11 protein-coding genes are annotated in these 9,387 nt (G+C 68.6%); 4 read left to right on the top strand and 7 right to left on the bottom strand.

Annotated features, from left to right (window positions below; all coding sequences use genetic code 11):
* Positions 1 to 46: 46 nt before the first annotated feature.
* A complete protein-coding gene (deoC, locus tag ACGF7Y_RS12940) occupies positions 47 to 715 on the bottom strand; it encodes a deoxyribose-phosphate aldolase (RefSeq protein WP_393232863.1) in 669 nt (222 codons plus the stop codon).
* Between the two features lie 155 nt (positions 716 to 870).
* On the opposite strand from deoC, the gene ACGF7Y_RS12935 reads away from it, so the two are divergent.
* Positions 871 to 1,422, top strand: coding sequence for a GNAT family N-acetyltransferase (locus tag ACGF7Y_RS12935; protein WP_393232860.1), 552 nt, complete (start codon positions 871 to 873; stop codon positions 1,420 to 1,422).
* Between the two features lie 67 nt (positions 1,423 to 1,489).
* Here the strand turns inward: ACGF7Y_RS12935 and ACGF7Y_RS12930 are convergent, their stop codons facing one another.
* Positions 1,490 to 1,639: a hypothetical protein gene (locus ACGF7Y_RS12930; RefSeq protein ID WP_393232857.1), complete on the bottom strand. Its 150-nt coding sequence runs from the start codon at positions 1,637 to 1,639 to the stop codon at positions 1,490 to 1,492.
* 131 nt (positions 1,640 to 1,770) lie between these two features.
* On the opposite strand from ACGF7Y_RS12930, the gene purU reads away from it, so the two are divergent.
* The gene (purU, locus tag ACGF7Y_RS12925) at positions 1,771 to 2,661 is read left to right on the top strand and encodes a formyltetrahydrofolate deformylase (protein ID WP_040870422.1); all 891 of its coding nucleotides are present in this window, start codon (positions 1,771 to 1,773) and stop codon (positions 2,659 to 2,661) included.
* A 24-nt stretch (positions 2,662 to 2,685) separates the two neighbouring features.
* On the opposite strand, the gene ACGF7Y_RS12920 is transcribed toward purU, so the two are convergent.
* From ACGF7Y_RS12920 to ACGF7Y_RS12900, 5 genes are all read right to left on the bottom strand, one after another.
* Entirely contained in the window at positions 2,686 to 3,729 is a 1,044-nt protein-coding gene (locus ACGF7Y_RS12920; RefSeq protein WP_393232855.1) for an alpha/beta fold hydrolase, read from the bottom strand.
* A 92-nt stretch (positions 3,730 to 3,821) separates the two neighbouring features.
* A complete protein-coding gene (locus ACGF7Y_RS12915) occupies positions 3,822 to 4,112 on the bottom strand; it encodes a DUF2516 family protein (RefSeq protein ID WP_040870424.1) in 291 nt (96 codons plus the stop codon).
* An 81-nt stretch (positions 4,113 to 4,193) separates the two neighbouring features.
* Positions 4,194 to 4,895, bottom strand: a complete 702-nt coding sequence (locus ACGF7Y_RS12910; RefSeq protein WP_393232852.1) for a heparin-binding hemagglutinin — start codon at positions 4,893 to 4,895, stop codon at positions 4,194 to 4,196.
* Positions 4,892 to 5,398: a helix-turn-helix transcriptional regulator gene (locus ACGF7Y_RS12905; RefSeq protein WP_357034552.1), complete on the bottom strand. Its 507-nt coding sequence runs from the start codon at positions 5,396 to 5,398 to the stop codon at positions 4,892 to 4,894. The genes ACGF7Y_RS12910 and ACGF7Y_RS12905 overlap by 4 nt, the downstream gene beginning before the upstream one ends.
* Before the next feature lie 104 nt (positions 5,399 to 5,502).
* On the bottom strand, positions 5,503 to 6,837 hold the full coding sequence (locus ACGF7Y_RS12900) for a DUF445 domain-containing protein (RefSeq protein WP_393232849.1): 1,335 nt from the start codon (positions 6,835 to 6,837) through the stop codon (positions 5,503 to 5,505).
* A gap of 218 nt (positions 6,838 to 7,055) precedes the next feature.
* On the opposite strand from ACGF7Y_RS12900, the gene ACGF7Y_RS12895 reads away from it, so the two are divergent.
* Positions 7,056 to 7,739 carry a TetR/AcrR family transcriptional regulator gene (locus ACGF7Y_RS12895; protein ID WP_393232847.1) on the top strand — a complete coding sequence of 228 codons (684 nt, stop codon included), beginning with the start codon at positions 7,056 to 7,058 and terminating at the stop codon, positions 7,737 to 7,739.
* Positions 7,740 to 7,960: 221 nt separating this feature from the next.
* The gene (locus ACGF7Y_RS12890; protein WP_393232844.1) at positions 7,961 to 9,373 is read left to right on the top strand and encodes an ABC1 kinase family protein; all 1,413 of its coding nucleotides are present in this window, start codon (positions 7,961 to 7,963) and stop codon (positions 9,371 to 9,373) included.
* Positions 9,374 to 9,387: the final 14 nt, after the last annotated feature.

Below are 9,387 nucleotides of genomic sequence, written 5' to 3'. Positions count from 1 at the left end.
CACTCGGGGGAAGACCGGATATCCGCGAACGCTTCTCGGCTGCCGATCAGGGCGCGAAGCCGTCGAGCACCTCACGGGATCTCGACAGCCCGAGCCGGGTCGCGCCCGCCGCGATCAGCTCCGCGGCCGCCTCGGCGGTCCGGATCCCGCCGCTGGCCTTGACGCCGAGCCGCCCGCCGACTGTTTCGGCCATCAACCGCACAGCGTGGACGCTCGCGCCGCCGGCGGGATGAAACCCCGTGGAGGTCTTCACGAAATCGGCTCCCGCGCGCTCGGCGACCCGGCACACCTGCACGATCGCTTCGTCCGGCAGGGCGGCGGATTCGATGATCACTTTCAACAGGGTCCGATCGCCCACCGCTTCACGCACCGTGACGATGTCGGCGAGCACCGCCGTGTAATCCCCCGCGCGGGCCGCGCCGACATCGATGACCATGTCGACCTCGGCCGCGCCCTGGTCCACCGCGAGCCGCGCCTCCGCGCCCTTCACCAGCGAATGATGCTTCCCCGAAGGGAATCCGGCGACCGTCGCGACCACCAGTCCGGGCGCGCGCACCGGCAACATGGACGGCGACACACAGATCGCGAACACGCCCAATGCCCGCGCATCCTCGATCAACACGTCGACCTCGGCGGCCGTCGCCTCCGGGGCGAGCAGCGTGTGATCGATCATGGCGGCCACTTCGGCCCTGGTCAGCGACGCGGAACTTGCCATGGGGTGAGAGTCTGGCACACCGGAGGCGAATTCCGTTGCGCGCCTGGCGGCGCTTCCCGCACACTCGTAGCTGATGGCGCATCGGAGAACGTTTCGCCACGGTCGACTGACTAACGTGTGCGGATGGGCCCTACTTCGTTCGGGAGGAGACGACCGTGCTGATCCGTCGCGAACGCGCCGACGATGCCGCTGCGATCGCGGCGGTGCACCGCAGCGCATTCGCACCGCGCTATGCCGATGCCGGCGATACAGATGGCGCTGGTGTTCCCGGTAGCGCCGATCCGCCCGAGGTGAACCTGATCACGCGGTTGCGCAGCGACGAGGGCTGGATCCCGACGCTCTCCCTGGTGGCGATCGAACACGACAGCGTGGTCGGTCACCTGTGCCTGACCAGAGCCGCCGTCGGCCCGTTCCCGGTGCTGGCGCTCGGCCCGATCGGTGTGCTCGCCGATCATCAAGGCTCCGGGGTCGGTTCGGCCCTCATGCACGCGGCGCTCGGCGCCGCCGACGCCCTCGACGAACCCCTGATCGGCCTTCTCGGCAGCCTGGAGTTCTACCCGCGCTTCGGTTTCGTCCCCGCCGCCCGCCTCGGCATCACCCCGGACGACCCGGCCTGGATCAGCCACTTCCAGGTCCGCTCCCTGTCGGCCTACGACTCCCGGATCACCGGCGAATTCCACTACGCGGAGCCGTTTTACAACCTTTGACCGCGACCCGAACAGTCGATGCCGACCGGGTGCAGTTCAGCCCGCCGAGCCGAGCGCACAGCATGCGCTAAGCCCACGGGTCGATAACGGGTACGCCGGCAGCTCGGAAGGGCGCGGTATCGCGAGTGGCCACGGCCATGTTTGCGGCGCCCGCCGTCGCGGCGATGTAGCCGTCGGCGGTCCCGATCGCGGCCCCGGCGGCACGGGCGGTGGCCATGAGTTCGGCGTAGGCGGTGGACGCGGCCAGGTCGAAGGCGTCGCCGACCCTGCCCGCAGGCCTTTGGCGCCTCTCGAAGGCTGGGCGAAGGCGCGGCGAATCCCGCCTGGCGCACCTGCGAGGATGAACGCATGAGTTCCGCTCCACCCGTCCTGGACGACCGCCGCTACGTGCTGACGCTCGGCTGCCCGGATCGTCCGGGCATCATCGCCGGGATCACGTCGTTCATCGCCGAGTTCGGCGGCTCGATCGTGGAGGCGGGGTACCACTCCGACGTGGAGACGGGCTGGTTCTTCACTCGCCAGGCGATCAAGGCGGCGACGGTGCCGTTCGGGATCGAGGAACTGCGCGACAGGTTCGCCGGGGTGGCGGCCGACCTGGGTCCGCAGACCGAATGGCAGTTGCTGGACTCCCGCGCCCGCCGCCGCGCGGTGCTGCTGGTCAGCAAGGACGGCCACTGCCTGCACGATCTGCTCGGGCGCGCCGCCAGCGGTGAACTGCCCGCCACCATCGAGGCGGTGATCGGCAACCACCCGGATCTCGCGGCGATGACCGAGGCGCACGGGGTGAAGTTCCATCACGTGCCGTTCCCGAAGGACCCGGCCGAGCGCGGTCCGGCGTTCGAGGAGGTCCGCGCCCTGGTGGACGCGCACAACCCGCACGCGGTGGTGCTGGCGCGGTTCATGCAGGTGCTGCCCGCCGAGCTGTGCGAGCACTGGGCGGGCAAGGCCATCAACATCCATCACAGCTTCTTGCCGTCGTTCGTCGGCGCTCGCCCCTACCACCAGGCGTTCGCCCGCGGCGTGAAGCTGATCGGCGCCACCTGTCACTACGTGACCGCGGAACTGGACGCGGGCCCGATCATCGAGCAGGACGTCATCCGCATCGATCACGCGGACGAAGTGCGCGACATGGTCCGCCAGGGCCGCGACATCGAGCGGGTGGTCCTGGCGCGGGGGCTGCGGTGGCATCTGGAGGGACGCGTGCTGGTGCACGGCCGCCGGACGGTCGTCTTCTCCTGACGGGGGGAACGCCACCCCGGCGCGTCAGCCCGCGAGGTCGGCGCGGGCGCGCTTGCCCACCTCGGCGAGCAGGCGCCCGAGTTCCTCGTTGAACCGCTCATAAGCCTCGACATTGCCGAGATGGCCGGTCGGCAGCATCTGGTAACGCACGCGGCTCCCGGTCTCCCGCAGCAGCTCGACGATCCGCTCGGAGTGGACCGGTGGCGTCATGTCATCGAATTGTCCGGAGAGCACCGTCGTGGGGACCACGAGATTGCGTGCCGACTCCCCCACATCCATCGTGGCGAGCAGGAAACCGAACCTGGAACGCACCCGGGCAGGGCAGGACCGCACGATGGCCATGCTGAAGTCCAGCAGCTCGCCTTTGGCCGCAGTGCTGAGGATCTGACGCGCGAACAGCCAGCGCATCGGCGCGATGGGCGGGAAGACCATCGGGGCGCCGAGCCCCAGCCTGCCGAACAGGAACGGCAGTGGCACCTTCAATTGCAGCATCCGCCACGGCCGGTTCAGCAGCGGCACCACCGTGGTCTCCAGGATCAGCCGATCGGCCGCGGTATTGGTCAGCAGCACCGCCTGCGCCTGGCGCGCGACCCGCTCGGGGTAGCGTCCCGCCCACGCCTGCAGCGTCATGCCGCCGAGACTGTGCCCGACCAGCACGGCGCGCTGTCCGGGCGCGAGCGCCGCGTCGAGCACCGCGGCCAGGTCGTCGGCCAGCAGGTCCATGGTCAACTCGCTCGACCCGTATTCACTCTCGCCGTGGCCGCGCTGGTCGTAAGCGATCACTCGGTACTCGCCCGCGAACGCGTTGATCTGCGGATTCCAGTATTCGAGGCAGCAGGTCCACCCGTGCACGAGCACGATGACCGGCTTGTCCGACGAACCGTAGGCGTGGACGCGCAGCCGGGCTCCGTCCCCGGCGCGGACCGGGATCACCTCGTGGGGCACGGTCGGCGGATTGAACGCCGCGATCCGATAGGTACGGGAACGCAAGTCGGCGCTGTGCGCGTCGCGCAAGCTCCGGAGCAGCCCCGGGAAGCTCGTCAACGCGGTCGGCAGCATGGCACGCATCGGACACTCCTTTGTGTTACTGCTAGATACAGTAACCCCGATTCGTACCGCTTGCTAGTGCAAGCACCCTTACCGGTCGGCGATCTCCGCCCTCACCAGCGCGGACCCCGCTGCACCTCGTCGACCTTGGGCCGGACGTCGGCCAAGTAGACGCCGGTGGCGATGATCGCCGCGAAGGAAAGCAGGCCCAGACCCGCGGGCGAGAGGAGGAGCACGAGCACAGCCGCCCCGAGAATCGCCAGCCAGATGGGCTTGGTCAGCTTGTCCACCGCGGTGAACGCGTCCGGACGCTGACGAACGGCGTGGATCAGCGCGAAAATCGTCGCACCGAGCGCCGCCAGCCACAACACCAGCAGGATCATCCCGGTCAATCCGTGCACCATATTCACCCCACCCATCATAGAAGCAACGCCCCCGCGCACCAGGGGTGCGCGGGGGCGTCGGACAGCTTCGGCGGCGGGCGGTCAGGCCTTCTTGGAAGCGGCCTTCTTCGCCGGAGCCTTCTTGGCCGCGGCGGCGGGGGTGGTGGTGGTGGTGGTGGTGGCCTTCTTGGCCGGAGCCTTCTTCGGCGCACCGTTCGTCACCGGAGCCGGGGTGGCCTCGGTGGTCACCTCGACGACCTCGGCCTCGACGACCGGCGCGGGCTCGGACACCGGCGCGGCCTCGGTGTCCTCGACCTTGGCCGGGCGGCCGAGCAGCCCGTTGACACGCCCGAACACGTCCTCGGCCCGGCTCACCGCGTCGCCGTAGATGGTCTCGACCTTGCCGATCCGCTCCTCGACCAAGTGGTTGGCGCGCAGCCGCTCGATGGCCTCCTCACCGCGGACGGCGAGGTCGGCGTAGAGATCCAGCGCCTGCCGGTAGTACTTCTCGGCCAGCGTGCGCAGCTCCTCGGCGGTGAACTTCTCGCGCAGCTCGGCGAGGTCCTCCGGCAGCTCCGACGGCAGCCCGGACAGCCGCTCGCGCAGCGACTCGAACTGCGCCTGGACGTCGGCGGGGACGGTGGCGAAGCGCTCGCGCGCCTCCTCGACCCGGGCCTGCACGTCGGTGGTGACCGCGCGTTCGCGCACCTGCGCGACCACGTCGTTGACGGCGGCGTAGAGGGCGTCACCCGCACCGACGGTGGCGAGCAAGGGCTTGGTGACGGTGGCGTTCTTCTCGGTCATGATGTTTCGTTCTCCTGGCGTGGCGGAGTGTCGGTTGTCGTGCGCGGAACGTCGCTGTCCCATACATCCCCCCCTGCCTCGTTTCCTCCGTTTTCCCGGCGAAACGATTCATAGATGTCCAGCAGCACCTGCTTCTGCCGCTCACTGATGGACGTGTCGGCGAGCAGGGCATCCCGGACCGGACTGTGCGGCCGCTGCTCGAGATAGCCGGCCCGTACGTACAAGACCTCCGAGGAGACCCGCAGCGCTTTCGCGATCTGCGTGAGCACCTCGGCGGACGGATTGCGCAGTCCGCGCTCGATCTGGCTGAGGTACGGATTGCTCACCCCCGCCAGCTGGGCGAGCTGACGCAGCGAGACCTGCGCGGCTTCCCGCTGCGCCCTGATGAAGCCTCCGATGTCGTGCGCCGCATTGACGACGCGCCCTCCTCGTTCGCCGACGCCGGACGAGTGCTCGTCCGATCTGTCGGTGTACTCGGCGGAAACCTCGGGCTGGTCTGCCATCACTCACCTTCTGGCGGTTGTACGAGTTCGATTCTAGGACAGGGTGCTAGCTATTGCAAGCAGTCTGCTAGCAGTGTTCGGGCAAACGGTCCGCGTGCCGCGGCTCAACCGCCGAACATCAAATGGGAAATCGTGTAGATCGCCAGTCCGGCAAGCGAACCGACGACGGTTCCGTTGATGCGGATGAATTGCAGATCCCGGCCGACCTGCAATTCGATCTTCTTGCTCGCCTCTTCGGCATCCCACCTGGCAACCGTGTCGGTGACCAGGGTGCTGATCTCACCGGCATAGTTTTCCACCAAGTAGCGCGCGCCGCGGTCGATCCAGCCGTCCACCTTGGCGCGCATGTCCGCGTCGTCGCGCAATCGCTCGCCGAGCTGCTGCACGTTCTCGGCGACCTTGCGCCGCAGCGTGCTGCGCGGATCGTCGGCGGACTCCAGAATCAGCCGCTTCGCCGCGCGCCAGGTGGCCGAGGCGAGTCCGGTGATTTCCTCCCTGCCCATGATCTGCGTTTTGATGCGCTCCGCCTTCTTGATCATGGCGTCGTCGTTCTGCAGGTCCTCGGCGAATTCCTCCAGGAACCGATTCGCGGCGAGGCGGACTTCGTGCTCCGGATCGGAGCGGATCTTCCAGGTGAACTCGACCAGTTCCCGGTAGATCCGTTCGGAAAGCAGGATGTTGACGAATTTCGGCGCCCATTGCGGTGCGTCCCGCAGCACGATCCGATCGATCGTCTCCTGCGAGCCCAGCGCCCATTGGTGCGCGCGCTCGGCGAGCAGATCCAGCAGCGCCAGCTGCCGGTTGTCGGCGAGCAGTTCCGCGAGCACCCGCCCGATCGGCGGACCCCACAGCGGCTCGGCGATCCGCTTGACGATGGTGTTGTCGATGACCTGCTCCACGTCCTCGTCGCGCAGCACGCCGACGACGGCCCGCAAGATCGTCGAACTCTCCTGCGCCACGCGAGCGGCATGACCGGGATCGGCCATCCAGCGCCCGACCCGCCAGGAGACCTGTGCCGAGTTCACCTTCGCCGACACCACCTCCGGCGCCAGGAAGTTCGTGCCGACGAAGCTACCGAGGCTGGCGCCGAGCTGGTCTTTCTTGCGCCGGATGATCGCCGTGTGCGGAATCGGCAGGCCGAGTGGATGACGGAACAGGGCGGTCACCGCGAACCAGTCCGCCAGCGCGCCGACCATGCCCGCCTCCGACGCGGCCCGCAGGTAGCCGACCCAGTCGCCACCCGCCCCCCGCGATTCGGTCCAGCGGCAGAACAGATAGATCGCGGTGGCCAGGCCGAGCAGGCCGGTGGCGAACGCCTTCATCCGCCAGAGGTCACGACGCTTGGCAGCCTCGTCGAGTACGGCGGCTAAGCCGAAGGGCGCGGCGGCAGGCCCGGCGGGGGCGTCCGCCACCGCGGTGTTGCCGGGAGCTTTCTCCATGCCTCCCATTCTGCTGTGCGCGGCGAAGTGGGCGAGCGGGCGAGCGTGATGTGGACTCGCCGGACGCGCCCGAAGTTGTGGTTCCTACCGCATCCGGGCTCAAAAGCGCATATCACGGGTAGCGGGGACCTAAGCTGGTAGCCACCGAGCCCAGACGAACGAGGGAGCCCACGCTGTCCACCGAAGACCTTGTCGATATCGGCGAGCGACCGTCGGCGGTGCGCGGCGGCCGGATGGACGGCCGCAAGCGCCGGTGGCGGCAACACAAGATCGACCGCCGCGAGGAACTCGTCGACGGAACCCTCGCCGCGGTGCGCGCCCGCGGCAGCAACGCGGGCATGGACGAGATCGCCGCGGAGATCGGCGTCTCCAAGACCGTCCTCTACCGCTACTTCTCCGATAAGAACGACCTGGTCCACGCGACCATGCAGCGGTTCATCGAGACCACGCTGATGCCCCGGGTGTACGGCGCGATCAGCCTGGACGCCGACGAATACCAGCTGGTGCGCTCGGCGCTCGCCGAATACGTCGGGACGGTGGACGAGGACCCGGAGGTCTACCGGTTCATCATGGGCAACGGCTCGGCCGACCAGTCCTCGCTCGCCGAGTTCGAGAAGCTGTTCGCCGAGGTGGTGTGCGCCGTCATCACCGAGCGCGCCCGGGAGCGGGGCGTGGCGACCGAGGGCGCCGCGCTGGCGTCGTACGTGCTGGTCGGCGGCATTCAGCTGGCGACGCACTGGTGGACCACCAACAAGTCGCTGTCCCGCGAGGACGTGATCGACTACCTCACCATGCTGGCCTGGAGCGCCATCGAGGGCATGGCCCGCGCGGGCGGCTCGCCCGCGACCTTCAACGCGCAGCAGCACGTGCTGCCCACCCCCGAGGCGCCCGCGCAGGACTGACTCGGGCCGTCGGCCCAGGTGCTAGCTGGACCGCTTGCTGAAGTTCACCGGCACTGTCGACTTTGCCGGAACCTTGGCTAGTCTGAACCCGAGCGGTGCGCCGAGTGCGCTGCGTCACCGCCGGCGCCGTACTCGACGGCGGTCCGCGCGGGACACGACGGTCCGCACGCTGCCGCCTGCGCGTCCGTCGCTCCGACCGCGGCACCAACGGAGGTACCTCGATGGCGAAGCAAGTACCGACCTCTCGGCTTGCTCGTGGCACCAAGCTGGGTGCGGTGGCAGCCAGTTCGGTGCTTCGCACCCAGCGCACGCGGTTGACCATGCGGGGCAGATCCGAGGCCGTCCGGGCGAAGATGGCCGAGGAATCCATGATCCGCACCACCGAGCAGGTGGTCATGGTGCTGGGCACCATGAAGGGCGTCGCGATGAAGCTCGGCCAGATGATGTCGGTGCTCGATCTGGACCTGGTTCCCGAGGACCACCGGGAGCGGTTCCAGAAACGCCTGGCCGTGCTGCGCAACGCGGCCCCGACGGTGTCCTTCGCGGCCATGCGCCAAGTGATCGAGGATGATTTCGGCAAGCCGCTGGACGCCGTCTTCGCCGAGTTCGACGCCGAGCCCGTCGCCGCCGCCTCGATCGGCCAGGTGTACCGGGCGCGACTACACGACGGCCGTCAGGTCGCGGTGAAGGTGCAGTACCCGGGCATCGACGCCGCGGTGCGCGCGGACCTGAAGAATCTGGCCATGTTCCGGCGCGTACTACAGTCCGCCATGCCGTGGGTGACGCCCGCGGTACTGGACGAGCTGCGGCTGAACATGGAGGCCGAACTCGACTACCGGGCCGAGGCGGCCACCCAGTTGCAGATCGCCGAGCTCTACGCCGAGCACCCGTTCGTCATCGTGCCGCGCTCGCTGCCGGAGTTCTCCACCACGCGGGTCCTGGTCACCGAGTACGTCCAGGGCAAGGGTTTCGACGAGATCCGGCAACTGCCCCAGGCGGAGCGCGACCGGATCGGCGAGATCATCTACCGGTTCTACATGGGGTCGCTGTTCACCTTCAACGAGTTCTGCGGCGACCCGCATCCGGGCAACGTCCTGCTGGCCGCCGACGGCCGGGTCGGGTTCCTGGATTTCGGGCTGTTCAACCGGATGGATCCCGAGCACGTGCAGTTCGAGCTGGTCTGTCTGCGCGCCGCCGCCGAAGACCGCGCGGAAGATCTGCGCGAGTTGATGATCCGGCGCGGCGTCATCGATTCACCGGAGGAGATCGGCGCCGAGGAGTGCCTGGAATACGTACTCGCCGCCTCGGAATGGTGTCTGGTCGACGAGGAATTGACCATCACCCCGGAGCTGGCCAGCGGCGCCTTCCTGCTCGCGGTGGACCCGAGGGCCAGCGAGTTCACCGGCATGAAGCAGCAGAACCTGCCGCCGGAACATCTCTTCTCCCGCCGCGCCGACTTCCTGACCTTCGGCATGCTCGGCCAGCTCGGCTGCACCGCGAACTGGCATCGCATCGCCCGGGAATGGCTCTACGACGAACCACCGGCCACCGAACTCGGCCGCGCCCATCACGCCTGGCTCGACGGCCGCCCGCAGGCAGCGCCGCAACGGCCGCGCAAGAAGACCACGAAGTAGCCGCCGAACGGCGA

The sequence above is a fragment of the Nocardia sp. NPDC047654 genome (assembly GCF_043205035.1).
GTDB lineage: Bacteria > Actinomycetota > Actinomycetes > Mycobacteriales > Mycobacteriaceae > Nocardia.
This window is presented reverse-complemented; position numbering and strand designations above follow the sequence as displayed.